Genomic DNA, 15,904 nt, shown 5'->3' on the forward strand with positions numbered 1-15,904 from the left:
TGCGGACATCGCCCGCCCGATGCACGAGGCCACCGCCGATGAGCACCACTTCGGCAGCTTCGCGGCCGAGCACCTCTCGCCGACGTGGCCGCAGCGCGCGCCGTGGGGCACCGCCCAGCGCCTGCGCGCGTGGCAGGCGGAGGCCCTCGACCTGTACTTCGGCATGGACGGCCCCGACGGCCCGGGCAAGGGCCCGCGCGACTTCCTCGCCGCGGCGACCCCCGGGGCCGGCAAGACGACGTTCGCGCTGCGCCTGGCGAGCGAGCTCGTCCGCCGACGCGTCGTCGACCGCATCGTCGTGGTCGCCCCCACCGAGCATCTGAAGACCCAGTGGGCGGATGCGGCGGCCCGCGTGGGCATCCGGCTCGATCCCGCGTTCACCAACCGCCACTCCGCACCGTCGCGGCAGTACCACGGCGTCGCCGTGACCTACGCGCAGGTCGCGGTGAAGGCGTCCGTGCACCAGCGCCTGACGATGGACGCGCGCACGCTCGTGATCCTCGACGAAGTGCACCACGGCGGCGACGCCCTCAGCTGGGGCGACGCCCTCCGCGAGGCGTACTCGCGCGCCACGCGGCGGCTGCTTCTGAGCGGCACACCCTTCCGCAGCGACACCGCGCCCATCCCGTTCGTCGAGTACCACCCGGACGACAAGGGCATCCGCATGTCGCGGTCCGACTTCGTCTACGGCTACCGGCGCGCCCTCGAGGACGGCGTCGTGCGGCCCGTGCTCTTCCTCGTCTACGCCGGCCAGATGCGCTGGCGCACGAAGGCGGGCGAGGAGATGGAGGCCCAGCTCGGCCAGGACAACACGAAGGACATCACGGCGCAGGCGTGGCGCACGGCGCTCGACCCGCAGGGCGACTGGATCCCCGCCGTGCTCCGCTCCGCCGACCGCCGGCTGACCGAGGTGCGCGAACAGGTGCCGGACGCCGGCGGCCTCGTGATCGCGACCGATCAGACCGCAGCGCGCGCGTACGCCGCGATCCTGCACGAGATCAGCGGCGAGGAGCCGACGGTCGTCCTCTCGGACGAGGCGGAGGCCTCCGCGCGCATCGAGTCGTTCTCGCAGGGCACATCACGCTGGATGGTCGCGGTGCGGATGGTGTCGGAGGGCGTCGACGTACCGCGTCTCGCGGTGGGCGTCTACGCGACCTCGGCGGCCACCCCGCTGTTCTTCGCGCAGGCGATCGGGCGCTTCGTGCGCGCGCGGCGGCGCGGCGAGACGGCGAGCGTGTTCCTCCCGAACGTGCCGATCCTCCTTGCGCTGGCCGCCGAGCTTGAGCGCCAGCGGGACCACGCACTGGACCGCGACAGCGACGGCGACGACCAGTGGAACGCCGAGGAAGACCTCATGGACGCCGCCGAGCGCGAGGAGAAGGCCTCCGACGCGCTCGAGCAGGAGTTCGAGTACCAGGCGCTCGGCTCCCTCGCGCACTTCGACCGCGTCCTCTTCGACGGCAAGGAGTTCGGCCAGCTCGCCGTGCCCGGCACGCCCGAGGAGGAGGAGTTCCTGGGGATCCCAGGGCTGCTCGAACCCGATCAGGTGCACGAGGTGCTGATGTCGCGCGTGTCGCGGCAGTCGCGGCACCGCAGCGCCCGCGAGGCGCGGGAGTCCTCCGCGGCGCCGGGCGAGCCGGAGACGCCGGCGCTCCCCAAGCCACTGCACCGCACGCTCAAGGAGCAGCGGCAGCTCTTGAACAGCCTCGTCGGACTGTACGCCCGCCAGTCGGGCGAGCCCCACGGGCTCGTGCACGCGGAGCTGCGCCGCATCTGCGGCGGTCCCGCCGTGTCGCACGCGACGGTCGCTCAGCTGCAGGCGCGGATCGACGTGCTGCGACGTCGCGTGCACTCCTGACCGGCCGCATCCGCACCCGTTCGGATCCCCGAAATGCTGGCAGTTCCGGCGGATCGGCCGGGCGCTCGCGCGCCCGTGGCTAGCGTGGAGGAGTCCCCCCTGAGAACGGAGCCGTCTTGCCTGCTGCCCTCGCCGAGCCGACCGCGCGCGACCGCCGCCGCTGGGTGCGCTACCTCGTCGACGAGCGGGCCGAGGCCCGCGTCTACCGCGAGCTCGCGGCGCGGCGCACCGGCGAGGAGCGCGAGATCCTCCTCGCTCTCGCCGAGGCGGAGGGGCGCCACGAGGCCCACTGGCTCGCGCTCCTCGGCGGCGAGCCGGCGCGGCTCCCGCGCCCCGACCTCGGCACGCGCCTGCTGACCTGGATGGCGCGCCGTTTCGGATCGATCTTCGTGCTCGCCCTCGCGCAGAACGCCGAGGGCCGCTCGCCGTACGCCGGCGACCCGTACGCGACGCCCACGATGGCCGCCGACGAGAAGATCCATCACGAGGTCGTGCGAGGACTCGCCGCCCGTGGACGCCGGCGGCTCTCGGGCACGTTCCGAGCGGCCGTGTTCGGCGCGAACGACGGCCTCGTGTCGAACCTCGCGCTGGTCATGGGCATCGGCGCGACCGGCGTCGCGCCGGGGTTCGTGCTCTTCAGCGGCATCGCGGGGCTCCTGGCGGGCGCGCTGTCGATGGGGGCGGGAGAGTTCGTCTCGGTGCGTTCGCAGCGCGAGCTCCTGCGGGCCACGGAGCCGAACGACTACGCCGACGACGCCCTGCCCGACCTCGATCTCGATGCGAACGAGCTCGCGCTCGTCTACCGCACGCGCGGCATGTCCGCGGACGACGCCCTCGAGCGCGCGCGTCGCGTCGTGTCGGCCGCGCAGGCGAGCGGCACCGGCGCCCCGCGGGCGGGGGAGCTGGCGCCCACCGACACGCACGACGTCGTCGGCGGCGCGTGGAGCGCCGCCCTGTCGAGCTTCCTGTTCTTCGCATCGGGGGCGATCATCCCGGTGCTGCCGTGGATCTTCGGCCTCTCGGGACTCGCGGCGGTCGTTGTGGCCCTCGTCCTCGTGGGGCTGGCGCTGTGCATCACCGGCGCGGCGGTGGGCCTGCTGTCGGGGGCGTCGCCGTGGAAGCGCGCCGCGCGGCAGCTCGCGATCGGCTTCGGCGCGGCCGCCGTGACGTACGGTCTCGGACGGCTCTTCGGGGTGGGCGTCGCGTGAGCGCCTCCGACCTGACGCGGCTGCTCGGCATCGCCGAGCCGATCGTCCTCGGCCCGTTCGGCGGGCTGTCGTCGGTGGCGCTGACCGCCGGGGTGAGCGAGGCGGGCGGTCTCGGTTCGTACGGGCTGTACGGGTACGACGCGTCGCGCATCGCCGAGGTCGTCGCCGGACTGCGGGCACGCACGGACCGCCCGTTCGCCCTGAACGTGTGGCTTCCCACCGGCGACGAGGTCGCACCCGACATGGTCGACCTGACAGCGGCGATCGGCACGATGCAGCCGATCCTCGACGAGCTCGGTCTCGACGCGCCGGTCGAGCCGGCGCGTTTCCTCCCCGAGGTCGACGAGCAGTGGGACGCGATCCTGGATGCGGCGCCGGCCGCCGTGAGCGTCGTGTTCGGCGTGCCGGCCCCCGACCTGATCGAAAGCGCGCACGCCCGCGGCATCCGGGTGATCGGCACGGCCACGACCGTCGCGGAGGCCGTCGCGCTCGCGGACGGCGGTGTCGACGCGGTGGTGGCCACCGGCGCCGAGGCGGCCGGCCACCGCGTGTCGTTCCTCGCGCCCGCCGAGCGCTCGCTCGTGGGCACGTTCGCCCTCGTGCCGCAGGTCGTCGACGCGGTCGACGTTCCGGTGATCGCCGCCGGCGGCATCGCCGACCGGCGGGGGGTCGCCGCGGCGTTCGCCCTCGGCGCGTCGGGTGTGCAGGTGGGCACGGCGTTCCTGCGCACGCGCGAGTCGGCCGCGCCGCCCGCGCATCGCGCCGCGATCTCGGCCACGGCCGCGGAGGACACGGTCCTCACGCGGGCGATGAGCGGTCGCCTGGCGCGGGGAGCCCGCAACCGCGCGGTGCGCACGCTCGAGGCGGGCGCGATCGCGCCGTTCCCGGCGCAGAACTGGCTGACCGGGCGCTTCCGGGCCGAGGCGGCGCGCCGCGACGAGGGCGAGCTGCTGTCGCTGTGGCTCGGGCAGGCCGCGCCGCTCGCCCGCCACGACACCGCTGCGGCCGTCTTCGCCGAGCTGAAGGCCGGCCTCCCGGTCGCCTGAGGCCGCCCGGGCGGCGTCGGATCCCTCCCCGCGCGCTGCTCGCGCGGCGTCGGGTCCTCGTCCCCGGAACGAGAAGAAGGCCCCGGAGATCCGGGGCCTTCTTCGGCTGTGCGCGAGGGGGGACTTGAACCCCCACGCCCTATACGGGCACTAGCACCTCAAGCTAGCGCGTCTACCTATTCCGCCACCCGCGCATGGGTGTTTCGGTTTCGCAACCGAGGATCGACACTAGCACGCCGCGAAGCCGGTCCGATAATCGGACGGCCGGATGCGGCGACCCGCGCATGAAACGGATCCGACACGCGCGGCGGGTACGGTAGTCCGCATGCCCACGAGCGAGACCGCGCTGCCCGAGGTCGCCCGGATCGCCTCCGATCTCATCCGATTCGACACGTCGAACTTCGGCGGCGGCAACGCCCGCGGTGAGCGCGAGGCGGCCGAGTACGTGGGGGCGTTCCTGTCCGCCGTGGGGCTCGAGCCCGAGTACTACGAGCCGATCCCGCGCCGCACGAACGTCGTCGCACGGGTCGCCGGTCGCAACCGGGACAAGCCCGCGCTGGTGCTCCACGGCCACCTCGACGTGGTGCCGGCGATCGCGGAGGACTGGAGCGTCGACCCGTTCGCGGGCGAGATCCGCGACGGCGTGCTGTGGGGCCGCGGCGCCGTGGACATGAAGAACATGGACGCGATGATCCTCGCGTCCGTCGCCGAACTGCTGCGCGCGGGGGAGCTGCCCGAGCGCGACCTCGTGCTCGCGTTCTTCGCCGACGAGGAGAACGGCGGCGTCGAGGGATCGGCGCTGGTCGTGCGCGACCGCCCGGAGTGGTTCGCGGGCGCCACCGAGGCGATCAGCGAGGTCGGCGGCTACTCGATCGCGGTCGGCGACCGCCGCGCGTATCTGCTCCAGGTCGGCGAGAAGGCGCTCGTGTGGATCCGGCTCGTCGCCCGCGGGCGCGCGGGGCATGGCAGCCGGCTGCATCCGGACAACGCCGTCACGGCCCTCGCCGAGGCCGTCGCGAAGCTCGGCCGCACGCCGTGGCCGGTGCGGTTGACCGCCACCACCCGCCGCTTCCTCGACGACCTCGCGGTGCTCGCGGATGCAGCGCCCGACGCCGACCCCGACGAGCTCGCCGACCGCACCGGCGCGGCGGCCGCGTTCCTGCGCTCGACGCTGCGGACGACGACGAACCCGACGGGGCTCACGGCGGGCTATAAGCACAACGTCATCCCCGACCGCGCCGAGGCGCTCATCGACGTGCGTACCCTCCCGGGCACGGAGGAGAGCGTGCTGGCGGAGATCCGCGACATCGTGGGGCCCGGTGTCGAGATCGAGGTCGTGCACCAGGACATCGGTCTCGAGGTGCCCTTCGCCGGCGACCTCGTCGATGCGATGGTCGCGGCGCTGGACCGGGCCGACCCGGGCGTGCCGGTGCTGCCGTATCTCATGGGCGGCGGCACCGACAACAAGGCGCTGTCCGAGCTCGGGATCGCCGGCTACGGCTTCGCGCCGCTGCGCCTGCCCGCCGACCTCGACTTCACCGGCATGTTCCACGGCGTCGACGAGCGCGTGCCCGTCGACGCGCTCGTCTTCGGCCAGCGCGTGCTGACCGACCTCATCCGCACCTATTGAGGGGCTCGCATGCAGATTCTCGAAGCGATCATCCTGGGTCTCGTGCAGGGCCTCACCGAGTTCCTGCCGATCTCCTCGAGCGCGCACCTGCGGATCGTGGGGGAGTTCCTGCCCGGGGCGCAGGACCCGGGCGCCGCGTTCACCGCGATCACGCAGATCGGCACCGAGGCGGCGGTCGTGGTCTTCTTCTGGCGCGACATCGTCCGCATCATCGGACGCTGGTTCCGCTCGCTGAGCGGCGCGGTGCCGCGGCGCGACCCCGACGCCCTCATGGGCTGGTACATCATCGTCGGCTCCGTGCCGATCGTGGTGCTCGGCGTGGCGTTCCAGGACCAGATCGAGACGACCTTCCGGTCGCTGTGGCTCGTGGCCACGATGCTCATCGTGTTCGGCGTGCTGCTCGGTGTCGCCGACATCCTCGGGCGCCGCACGCGGACGCTGGAGAACCTGACGTGGGGCCGCGCGATCGTCTTCGGACTCGCGCAGGCGCTCGCCCTCATCCCGGGCGTCTCCCGCTCGGGCGGCACGATCACGGCCGGACGCCTCATGGGCTTCGACCGCCCGTCCGCGGCCCGCTACGCGTTCCTCCTCGCGATCCCCGCGGTCTTCGGAAGCGGCTTCTACCAGCTCGTCAAGCACGGCGGCGACGAGGGCGCGTACGGGCTGCTGGAGACCGGCATCGCCACCGTGGTCGCGTTCGGAGTCGGGCTGGCGGTGATCGCGTTCCTGATGCGCTACATCTCCAAGCGCAGCTTCCTGCCCTTCGTGATCTACCGCGTCCTGCTGGGCGTCGCGGTCATGATCCTGCTGGCGACGGGCGTCGTCCAGGCCGGCTGAGCCGGCCGGCTTCGGCCCTCAGCGGCGCGGCGGATCGTCGCGGCCGGGCTTGCCGGGGCCGTCGCCGCCGCGGCGGAGGTAGCGCTCGAACTCCTGCGCGATCGCGTCGCCGGAGGCCTCGGGGGAGTCCCACGTGTCGCGCGTGCGCTCGAGCTGGCGGATGTACTCCGTCATCTCCTCGTCGTCGGCCGCGGCGGCGTCGATCGACGCCTCCCACGCGATCGCCTCGGTGGCGAGGTCGCCGCGCGGCACCTCCGCGCCGGTGATGTCCTCGAGTCGGTCGAGGAGGGCGAGGGTCGCCTTGGGCGAGGGCGTGTGCCCCGCGACGTAGTGCGGCACGCTCGCCCACAGGCTCGCCGACGGGATGCCGGCCGCATCCGCCGCCGCCGACAGGACGCTCAGGATCCCCACGGGGCCCTCGTACGAGCTGCGCTCGAGGCCGAGTTCGACGCGCACACGCTCGTTCTCGCTGCCGGCGAAGACCGAGATGGGACGCGTGTGCGGCACGTCGGACATCATCGAGCCGAGCGCGACGATGCCGGTGATGTCCTCGCGCAGCGCCACGTCGACGAGCTCGTTCGCGAACGCCTGCCACGCACGGGCGGGCTCGGCGCCGGTGAGCAGCCACAGCTGCGTGCCGCGCGGCGGGTTCTCGGGGCGCAGCAGGGTGGCCTCGGGCCACGTGAGGCTGCGGCCGCCCTCGCCGTCGCTGACGATGTGCGGGCGCGTGTACTGGTAGTCGAAGTAGAGCTCGGGATCGACCGAGAACACCGGGACGTAGGAGCGCTTCGCGCGCAGCAGCGACACGGCGGCCGAAGCCGCCTCGCCCGCGTCGTTCCAGCCGTCGAAGGCGGTGACCAGAACCCGGCGACCCAGTGCGTCCACGCAACCTCCTCTGCCCCGGCGGGGTTCCCACCAGGATAGGCGCATCGGCGCGGGCGGGGGCCGGCGCGCTCGTACGATGGACGGATGACTGCGCCCCCGCCCGCCGCCGTCCTGTGGGACATGGACGGCACCCTCGTCGACACCGAGCCCTATTGGATGGCCGCCGAGACGCCGCTGGTGGAGAGCTTCGGCGGCACGTGGACGCACGAGCAGGCGCTGCAGCTCGTGGGCCTCGGGCTCGCCGACTCGGCACGCATCCTTCAGGGCGCAGGCGTGCGGATGGAGGTGCCCGCGATCATCGACCACCTCACCGACACGGTGATCACGAGCCTCGAGACCACGGGCGTGCCCTTCCGCCCGGGCGCGCGGGAGCTGCTGGCCGAGCTCAAGGAGCGCGGCGTGAAGACCGCGCTCGTGACGATGTCGGTGCGGCGCATGGCCGAGCGCGTCGCCGGGCTCATGGCGCCCGGCACGTTCGACGTGATCGTCGCCGGCGACGACGTCGAACGCCCCAAGCCCCACCCCGACGCCTACCTGAAGGCGTGCACCCTCCTGGGTGTCGCCCCCGAGCGCTGCGTCGCGATCGAGGACTCCCCGAACGGCGTGCGGGCAGCCGTCGCGAGCGGCGCCGTCACCCTCGGCGTGCCGCTCATGGTCTCCCTCGACGACTCCGGCGCGCACGAGCTGTGGCCGTCCCTCGCCGAGCGCGGCGTCGACGACCTCGCCGCGCTCCTCGACACGCACGCCGCTTCGACGGAGGCCGTCCGATGAGCGAGACCCCCCACCTCAGCGGCCCGTTCCGCATCGGCGACCGGGTGCAGCTGACCGGCCCCAAGGGGCGCCTGCACACCATCACGCTCCGCGAGGGCGGCGAGTTGCACACGCATCACGGCGTGCTGCGGCACGAGGCGCTCGTCGGCCAGCCCGACGGCAGCGTCGTCGTCAACAGCGGCGGCCACGAGTACCTCGCGCTGCGCCCGCTGCTGCGCGACTTCGTCATGTCGATGCCGCGGGGCGCGGCGATCGTGTATCCGAAGGACGCGGCGCAGATCCTCGCGCAGGCCGATGTGTTCTCGGGCGCCGTGGTCGTCGAGGCCGGCGTCGGATCGGGCGCCCTCGCCCTGTGGCTGCTGCGCGCGATCGGCCCGAGCGGGCGGCTGGTGTCGTTCGAGCGGCGCGAGGAGTTCGCCGACGTCGCCCGCGCGAACGTGGAGACGTTCCTCGGCACCGCTCCCGCGACGTGGCAGCTCGTCGTCGGCGATCTCGTCGAGGAGCTGCCCGGCGCCGTCCCGCCGGCATCCGTCGACCGCGTCGTGCTCGACATGCTCGCGCCGTGGGAGTGCATCGACGCCGTCGGCGACGCGCTCACGCCCGGCGGGGTCGTGCTCTGCTACGTCGCGACGGCGACGCAGCTCAGCCGCGTGGCGGAGTACATCCGCGGCACCGGCCTGTTCACCGAGCCCGAGGCCAGCGAGACGATGGTGCGCGGCTGGCACGTCGAGGGCCTCGCGGTGAGGCCCGACCACCGGATGGTGGCGCACACCGGGTTCCTCATCACCGCGCGCCGGCTCGCCCCGGGCGCCGTGCCGCCGGACGTGCGCAAGCGGGCGCTGAAGAAGCCGAGCTACGCCGATGAGGACGTCGAGATCTGGACCCCCGGCGCGGTCGGCGACCGCGAGATCACCGACAAGAACCTGCGCAAGCGCGTGCGGGAGGCCCAGCGCGCGGCCGAGGGCGTGCGTGGGGCCGGTCACGGCGCGCCGGAGAGCACCGTCTAAACTGTTCCGGTGCGCAGAACCCCCGCCCTCCTCGCCGTGACGGCCCTCGTGGCCGTCGGTCTCGTCGGCTGCACGGCGGCCGCGCCGGATGCCTCGTGCAACCCGACCACGCAGCAGTCGGGCGCGCTCGACGGCGTCGACGTCACGGGCGCGGATGACGCCCGACCCACGGTCGACCTCCCCACGCCGTTCAAGGTCTCCTCGACGGCGTCCAAGGTGCTCGAGCCCGGTCAGGGCACGGCGATCTCCGCCGACAACCAGCTCGTCGTGCTCGACATCACGATCTCCAGCGGCAGCACCGGCGAGCCGATCATCGCGACGCCCTACAACGGCGACATGAGCCGGGCGTTCCCGGTGTCGGAGTGGACCAAGGGCTTCCCGGGACTCGCCACCGCGCTCGAGTGCGTGACGCAGGGGAGCCGCCTGGTCATCGGCCTCGCGCCCGACGACCTCGCCGAGGGCGCGGCGTCGCAGCTCGGGCTCGCCGACGACGAGTCGGCCGTCGCGGTCGTCGACGTGCGCAAGGTCTACCTGCCGAAGGCCGAGGGCGCGCCCGTCTTCAACGAGAGCCGCGGGCTCCCGACCGTCGTCCGCGCTCCCGACGGACGCCCCGGCATCATCGTGCCGGAGGCGACGGCCCCCACCGACACCGTCGTGCAGGTGCTCGAACGCGGTGACGGCGCTGAGGTCGCCGACGGCGACACCGTGCGCGCGGCGTACACCGAGGTCTCGTGGCAGACCGGCAAGGTCGTGAACACGACGTGGGACGGCGCACCCGTCGCCGTGACCGACCAGAGCCTCCCCGCCGAGGTCGTCTCGGCCGTGCAGGGGCAGACGATCGGCTCGCAGCTGCTGGTGGTCGTGCCCGGGGACGAGGACGGTGCCGCGAGCGTCTACGTCGTCGACCTGCTCGGCATCGACGGCTGATCGCTCCGCGCCGGGCGGTGACGGCACCGCGACCGTAGGATGTCAGGGTGCCCTCGTCCGCCGTCAGGAACGCTCCCGAAGAGCGTCTGGTCAACCTCGTCGTCGCGCTCATGGCGACCGAGCAGGGGCTGACGAAGGACACGATCCTCTCCTCGGTCGCGGGTTACCGCGAGCAGGGCGAGGCAGGCGCGTCGAAGGACGCGCTCGAGAAGATGTTCGAGCGCGACAAGGAGAGCCTGCGAGGGCTCGGCGTGCCGATCGAGACGATCGGCGACCACGCCGACCCCGACGACCTGCGGGAGGCGCGTTACCGCGTGCCCACCGCCGAGTACGCCCTGCCCGAGGACATCACGTTCACTCCGGCGGAGATCGCGCTGCTGAACCTCGCCGGCGGCGTGTGGGGGAGCGAGTCGCTGTCGGCGGCGGCGCGCAGCGGACTGCGCAAGATCCGGGCCCTCGGCATCGCCGTCGACGAGCCGATCATCGGCTACGCCCCGCGCATCAACCTGCGCGATCCGGCCTTCGCGCCGCTCCAGCAGGCGATCGAGCAGAGCCGCGTCGTGGAGTTCCCGTACCTCCGCCCGGGAACGGAGGCGCCGCGGCGGCGCCGCATCCGTCCGCTCGCCCTCGTCGACTACGAAGCGCGGTGGCACGTGTTCGGCTACGACCTGAACATCGACGCCGACCGCACCTTCCTTCTCAGCCGCATCGTCGGCGACGTCCAGATCACACGCGACCGCTTCGATCCGGCGCTGCGCGACGGGGCGGGGGAGACCGCGCTCGCAGGGCTCCGTCGACTCGCGGCCGATCAGATCGCCGAGCTCGAGGTGCACCCCGGCACCGAGGCGGCGCTGCGCCTGCAGCGGCGCGCCGAGCCCTCCGAGCGCGGCCTGCGCGTGCCCTACGTCGACGTGCACGTGTTCGCCGACGAGCTCGCCTCCTACGGGCCCGAGGTGCGTGTCGTCGCGCCCGACGCACTCCGCGACGAGGTCGTCCGCCGGCTGCGCGCGACGCTCGAGCTCCACGCCGATGCGATCGAGGGGGAGCGATGAACGCGCAGCGCCCCCTCGTCGCCACCGACCGGGCGGCGCTCATGCTGCAGCTCGTGCCGTACCTCATCGGCAAGGGCGAGGTCCCCGTGGCCGAGGCGGCCGCCGAGTTCGACGTCACGCCCGCGCAGATGCGCGAGATGGTCGAGAAGCTCACCGTGATCGGGCTGCCCGGCGACGGCGGGTTCTGGCAGCTCCCGCACGAGCTGTTCGACATCGACTGGGATCTCCTCGACGAGCGCGACATCATCTCGATCACCAACACGGTCGGGCTCGAGCGGGCACCGCGGCTCACGGCGCGCGAGGCTGCGGCGCTCCTGGCCGGCCTGCAGCTCGTGCGCAGCGTCCCCGGCATCGGCGACAGCGACCTCGTGTCGGGGCTGCTCACGAAGCTGCGCGGCGGCGCGTCGGCGACGCCGGCCGACGTCATCGTCGCACCCGGCCCGGTCGACGGCGTGCGCGATGTCGTCGACGAGGCCCTGCGGGCCGGCGTCGCCATCTCCTTCACCTATCAGGCGCCGGATGCGGCGCCCACGACCCGCACGGTCGACCCGGTCAAGGTGCACATCACCGGCGGGCAGTGGTATCTGCAGGGGTGGTGCCACCTGCGCCGCGCGATGCGCACGTTCCACCTGGAGCGGGTGAGCGACCCCGTGCTGACCGACATCCCGGTCGCCCACGCCGCCGAGCCCGTGCCCGACCTGTTCGAGCCCGGCGAGAACGACGTGCACGTGCGCATCCGGTTCACCGCGGCCATCGCGCCGCTGCTCGGCGACTACCTCGACCGCGCGGACATCGAGGGTAAGGGCGCGATGCGCGAGGCGACTGTGCGCGTGGCCGACGAGCACAGCCTCAAGCGCCTCGCCGCGCGCCGCGGCGGCCTCGTCGAGGTGCTCGCCCCCGGCGCGGCCCGACGGGCGACCGCCGCGTGGGCGCGGGCCGGTCTCGAACAGTACGGCGCCGCGGCGGACTGACGGCGGCGCGCCGCGTCCGCGGCCCGGCTCCGGCCCTCGCGAACCCCCGCGGGTTACACTGGAGGAGCACGCCGCGCATAAGGAGAGACATCATGGGCATCTTCGGCAACGCATTCGGGTGGCCGCACCTGCTCCTCATCCTCGCGGTCATCCTGCTGCTGTTCGGGGCGGCGAAGCTGCCGGCGCTCGCCAAGAGCATCGGGCAGTCCACGCGCATCTTCCGCGGCGAGATGAAGGCGATGAAGGCCGAGGACGGCGCCGGCAAAGACGCGGGGACGTCGGCTCCCGCCGCCGAGACCGCGCCGGAACCGGTGCGCAACGAGACCTCCACCGCCGCCGGCGGCAAGCCAGACGCGCAGCAGTAAGTCCGTGGTCACGACCGGATCTCCCCGCGTCGACAGCCCCGACAGCCCGCGCCGCGATCGGCGGATGTCGCTCGCGCAGCACCTCGTCGAGCTCCGTCGGCGACTGCTCATCGCCGTGCTCGCACTCGTCGTGGGCATGGTGATCGCGTTCATCATCACCGACCCGGTCATCCAGCTGCTCACGCAGCCGATCCAGATCATCGCCGAGCAGCGCGGCACCGACTTCGCCAAGCTCAACTTCGACTCGATCACGTCCGGCTTCGACCTGCGGATGCGGATCGCCTTCGCGATCGGCATCATCCTGTCGGCGCCGGTGTGGATGTGGCAGATCTGGGCCTTCGTCATGCCGGGGCTCACGCGCAAAGAGGTCCGTTACACGTGGGGCTTCCTGGGGGCGGCGATCCCGCTGTTCTTCCTGGGCTGCTTCGTGGGCTGGGCGATCATGCCGCACATCATCGAGCTCATGGCGACCTTCGTGCCCGAGCAGGGCGCGCTCTTCTTCAAGTACGACTACTACTACGACTTCATCTTCAAGCTGCTCGTGGTCGTCGGCGTCGCGTTCGTGCTGCCCGTCTTCCTCGTCGCCCTGAACCTCGCGGGCGTCGCGTCGGGCGTGGCGATCCTCAAGGGCTGGCGCGTGGCGATCCTCGTGTCGACGATCTTCGCCGCGGTGGCGACGCCCGCCGCCGACATCACCTCGATGCTGCTGCTCGGGGGCATCATGGTCGTGCTGTACTTCGCCGCCGCGCTGGTGTCGCTCTTCTTCGATCGGCGTCGCCGCAAGCGCGAGCAGCGCCTGTTCGCCGAGGAGCCGGGAACGGCCGCATGAGCACGCCGAGTCCGGCGGAGCGCTTCGCGCGCGCGGGGGAGCGGTCGCGGCATCCGCAGACGGTGCTGTTCGCGGGCATGCAGCGGTTCGAGCTCGACGACTTCCAGATCGCCGGATGCCAGGCGCTCGAGGAGGGGCGCAGCGTCTTGGTGGCCGCGCCCACCGGCGCCGGCAAGACGATCGTGGGGGAGTTCGCCGTCCACCTCGCGATGCAGGAGCCCGGCGACAAGGCGTTCTACACGACGCCGATCAAGGCGCTGTCGAACCAGAAGTTCCGCGAGCTGCAGGAGGTGTACGGCGCCGACGAGGTGGGTCTGCTCACCGGCGACACGAACATCAACGGATCGGCACGCATCGTCGTCATGACGACCGAGGTGCTCCGCAACATGCTCTACGCCGATTCGTCAGCGCTCCGGGGCCTGCGCTACGTCGTCATGGACGAGGTGCACTACCTCGCCGACCGCTTCCGCGGCGCGGTGTGGGAGGAGATCATCATCCACCTCCCGCGCGCGGTGCGGCTCGTGTCGCTGTCGGCGACGGTGTCCAACGCCGAGGAGTTCGGCGACTGGCTCGACACCGTGCGCGGCGACACCGAGGTCATCGTGTCGGAGGTGCGCCCCGTGCCGCTCGAGCAGCACGTGCTCGTCCGCGGCGACCTGCTCCCGCTCTTCGATGACCGCGCCGGCATCGCCACCGCACAGGTGAACCAGGAGCTGCTGCGCATCCGCTCCGGCTCGGGGGCGACGTACGAGAACAACCGGCGCGTGCAGGCGGCGCGCTCGGCGCGGCAGGCGGGCGACGTCGCCCACGGCCGCCGACCCCCGCGCGGGGGGCAGCGCCCGGTCCGCTCGGCGAACGTGCGGCGGATCGAGCGTCTCGACCGCCCCGATGTCGTCGAGCTGCTGCGCCGCGCCAACCTCCTGCCCGCGATCTTCTTCATCTTCAGCCGGGCCGGATGCGACGCCGCCGTGCAGCAGGTGCGCCGCGCCGACATCCGCCTGACATCGGTCGAGGAGCGGCGGGAGATCCGCGAGATCGTGGAGGAGCGCACGCGGACGCTCCGCGACGAGGACCTCGCCGTCCTCGGCTTCTGGGAGTGGCGCGAGAACCTCGAGCGGGGCGTCGCGGCGCACCACGCGGGTCTCCTCCCGGCCTTCAAGGAGGTTGTCGAAGAGCTCTTCCAGCGCAAGCTCGTGAAGGCCGTGTTCGCCACCGAGACACTCGCGCTCGGGATCAACATGCCCGCCCGCACGGTCGTGCTCGAGAAACTGGAGAAGTTCAACGGCGAGGCGCGCGTCGCGATCACGTCGGGGGAGTACACGCAGCTGACCGGTCGTGCCGGCCGCCGCGGCATCGACGTCGAGGGGCACGCGGTCATCCAGTGGACGGAGGGCCTCGACCCGCAGGCCGTGGCCGCGCTGGCCTCCCGCCGCACCTACCCGCTGAACTCGAGCTTCCGGCCGACGTACAACATGGCCGTGAACCTCATCGATCAGTTCGGCCGCGCGCGGGCGCGTGAGATCCTCGAGTCCTCGTTCGCCCAGTTCCAGGCCGACCGCGCCGTCGTCGGCCTCGCCCGCCAGGTGCGCGAGGCCGAGGATTCGCTCGCGGGCTACGAGGAGGCCATGACGTGCGACCGCGGCGACTTCCGCGAGTACTCCGCGATCCGCCGCGAGCTCTCCGACGCCGAGAAGCTCAACCGGCGCGACGCCACCGCGTCCCGCGGCGTGCGCGAGCAGCGGCAGCGCGAGATCGCGTCGCTGCGGCGGCGGATGCAGCGGCATCCGTGCCATTCGTGCCCCGATCGCGAGCAGCACGCCCGCTGGGCGGAGCGCTACTGGAAGCTCAAGCGCTCCACGGACAAGATCCGGCACCAGATCCAGACGCGCACCGGCACCGTCGCGCGCATCTTCGACCGCGTCGTGGACGTGCTGACCGAGCTCGAGTACGTGCGCGTCGAGGACGACGGCCGCACCGTCCTCACCCCGGCCGGGCGCACGATGCGCCGCATCTACGGCGAGCGGGATCTGCTCGTGGCCGAGTCGTTGCGCCTGGGGCTGTGGCGCACGCTCGACGCGCCCTCGCTCGCCGCGATGGCGTGCTCGCTCGTGTACGAGCCGCGCCGCGACGACCAGGGCCCGGGCGAGCACGGGCTGCCGCGCGGCGCGTTCCGATCCGCGCTGGATGCGACCCAGACGCTGTGGCAGGAGCTCGACGACCGCGAGCGGGAACATCACCTGCCCGGCAGCGAGCCGCTCTCGGCGAGTCTCGCGAGCGCGATGCATCAGTGGACCCGGGGTGCGGCGCTGGACCGCGTGCTCGTGGACGCCGACATGGCCGCGGGTGACTTCGTCCGGTGGGCGAAGCAGACGATCGATTTGCTCGACCAGATCTCGCTCGTGGCCGATGCGCCCCTCGCCGGGGTCGCGCGGACGGCGCTGGACGGGGTGCGACGCGGGATCGTCGCGTACAGCGGCGTGTGACCGGGCCGCGCACTCGGGGCTCAGCGGCCCCACAG

At 72.8% G+C, this 15,904-nt stretch carries 14 protein-coding genes and 1 tRNA gene; 13 read left to right on the forward strand and 2 right to left on the reverse strand.

From position 1 onward, the window contains the following. Nucleotides 1–19: 19 nt before the first annotated feature. The 3 genes from EI169_RS07540 (at nt 20) to EI169_RS07550 (ending at nt 4,112) form a co-directional block, all read left to right on the forward strand. Nucleotides 20–1,858, forward strand: a complete 1,839-nt coding sequence (locus EI169_RS07540; RefSeq protein WP_125133369.1) for a DEAD/DEAH box helicase — start codon at nt 20–22, stop codon at nt 1,856–1,858. Nucleotides 1,859–1,974: 116 nt separating this feature from the next. Continuing rightward, on the forward strand, nt 1,975–3,066 hold the full coding sequence (locus EI169_RS07545; protein WP_125131789.1) for a VIT1/CCC1 family protein: 1,092 nt from the start codon (nt 1,975–1,977) through the stop codon (nt 3,064–3,066). Beyond that, a complete protein-coding gene (locus EI169_RS07550) occupies nt 3,063–4,112 on the forward strand; it encodes a nitronate monooxygenase (RefSeq protein WP_240640707.1) in 1,050 nt (349 codons plus the stop codon). The genes EI169_RS07545 and EI169_RS07550 overlap by 4 nt, the downstream gene beginning before the upstream one ends. Before the next feature lie 109 nt (nt 4,113–4,221). Here the strand turns inward: EI169_RS07550 and EI169_RS07555 are convergent. Next, nucleotides 4,222–4,306 (reverse strand) — tRNA-Leu (locus EI169_RS07555). 131 nt (nt 4,307–4,437) lie between these two features. On the opposite strand from EI169_RS07555, the gene EI169_RS07560 reads away from it, so the two are divergent. After that, nucleotides 4,438–5,742: a M20/M25/M40 family metallo-hydrolase gene (locus tag EI169_RS07560; RefSeq protein WP_125131790.1), complete on the forward strand. Its 1,305-nt coding sequence runs from the start codon at nt 4,438–4,440 to the stop codon at nt 5,740–5,742. A gap of 9 nt (nt 5,743–5,751) precedes the next feature. Continuing rightward, nucleotides 5,752–6,579 (forward strand): undecaprenyl-diphosphate phosphatase, encoded by an 828-nt coding sequence (locus tag EI169_RS07565; protein WP_125131791.1) that lies wholly within the window; start codon nt 5,752–5,754, stop codon nt 6,577–6,579. An 18-nt stretch (nt 6,580–6,597) separates the two neighbouring features. Here EI169_RS07565 and EI169_RS07570 read toward each other — a convergent pair whose 3' ends face one another. Next, nucleotides 6,598–7,464 carry a PAC2 family protein gene (locus EI169_RS07570; protein WP_125131792.1) on the reverse strand — a complete coding sequence of 289 codons (867 nt, stop codon included), beginning with the start codon at nt 7,462–7,464 and terminating at the stop codon, nt 6,598–6,600. Between the two features lie 84 nt (nt 7,465–7,548). Between EI169_RS07570 and EI169_RS07575 the strand changes: the two genes are divergently transcribed. The 8 genes from EI169_RS07575 to EI169_RS07610 all read left to right on the forward strand — a co-directional run bounded on the left by EI169_RS07575 (nt 7,549) and on the right by EI169_RS07610 (nt 15,869). Continuing rightward, entirely contained in the window at nt 7,549–8,235 is a 687-nt protein-coding gene (locus tag EI169_RS07575; protein WP_125131793.1) for an HAD family phosphatase, read from the forward strand. Continuing rightward, nucleotides 8,232–9,242: a tRNA (adenine-N1)-methyltransferase gene (locus tag EI169_RS07580; RefSeq protein WP_125131794.1), complete on the forward strand. Its 1,011-nt coding sequence runs from the start codon at nt 8,232–8,234 to the stop codon at nt 9,240–9,242. Before EI169_RS07575 ends, EI169_RS07580 begins: the two co-directional genes overlap by 4 nt. Before the next feature lie 9 nt (nt 9,243–9,251). Continuing rightward, nucleotides 9,252–10,169 carry a hypothetical protein gene (locus EI169_RS07585; RefSeq protein WP_125131795.1) on the forward strand — a complete coding sequence of 306 codons (918 nt, stop codon included), beginning with the start codon at nt 9,252–9,254 and terminating at the stop codon, nt 10,167–10,169. Nucleotides 10,170–10,216: 47 nt separating this feature from the next. Then, nucleotides 10,217–11,221 (forward strand): WYL domain-containing protein, encoded by a 1,005-nt coding sequence (locus EI169_RS07590; RefSeq protein ID WP_125131796.1) that lies wholly within the window; start codon nt 10,217–10,219, stop codon nt 11,219–11,221. After that, the gene (locus EI169_RS07595) at nt 11,218–12,192 is read left to right on the forward strand and encodes a WYL domain-containing protein (RefSeq protein WP_125131797.1); all 975 of its coding nucleotides are present in this window, start codon (nt 11,218–11,220) and stop codon (nt 12,190–12,192) included. The genes EI169_RS07590 and EI169_RS07595 overlap by 4 nt, the downstream gene beginning before the upstream one ends. A 92-nt stretch (nt 12,193–12,284) precedes the next feature. After that, nucleotides 12,285–12,557, forward strand: a complete 273-nt coding sequence (gene tatA / locus EI169_RS07600; RefSeq protein WP_125131798.1) for a twin-arginine translocase TatA/TatE family subunit — start codon at nt 12,285–12,287, stop codon at nt 12,555–12,557. Nucleotides 12,558–12,621: 64 nt separating this feature from the next. Next, nucleotides 12,622–13,386 (forward strand): twin-arginine translocase subunit TatC, encoded by a 765-nt coding sequence (gene tatC, locus EI169_RS07605; protein WP_125133371.1) that lies wholly within the window; start codon nt 12,622–12,624, stop codon nt 13,384–13,386. After that, the gene (locus tag EI169_RS07610; RefSeq protein WP_125131799.1) at nt 13,383–15,869 is read left to right on the forward strand and encodes a DEAD/DEAH box helicase; all 2,487 of its coding nucleotides are present in this window, start codon (nt 13,383–13,385) and stop codon (nt 15,867–15,869) included. The genes tatC and EI169_RS07610 overlap by 4 nt, the downstream gene beginning before the upstream one ends. Nucleotides 15,870–15,904: the final 35 nt, after the last annotated feature.

It is taken from the genome of Microbacterium sp. 10M-3C3 (assembly GCF_003931875.1).
GTDB lineage: Bacteria > Actinomycetota > Actinomycetes > Actinomycetales > Microbacteriaceae > Microbacterium.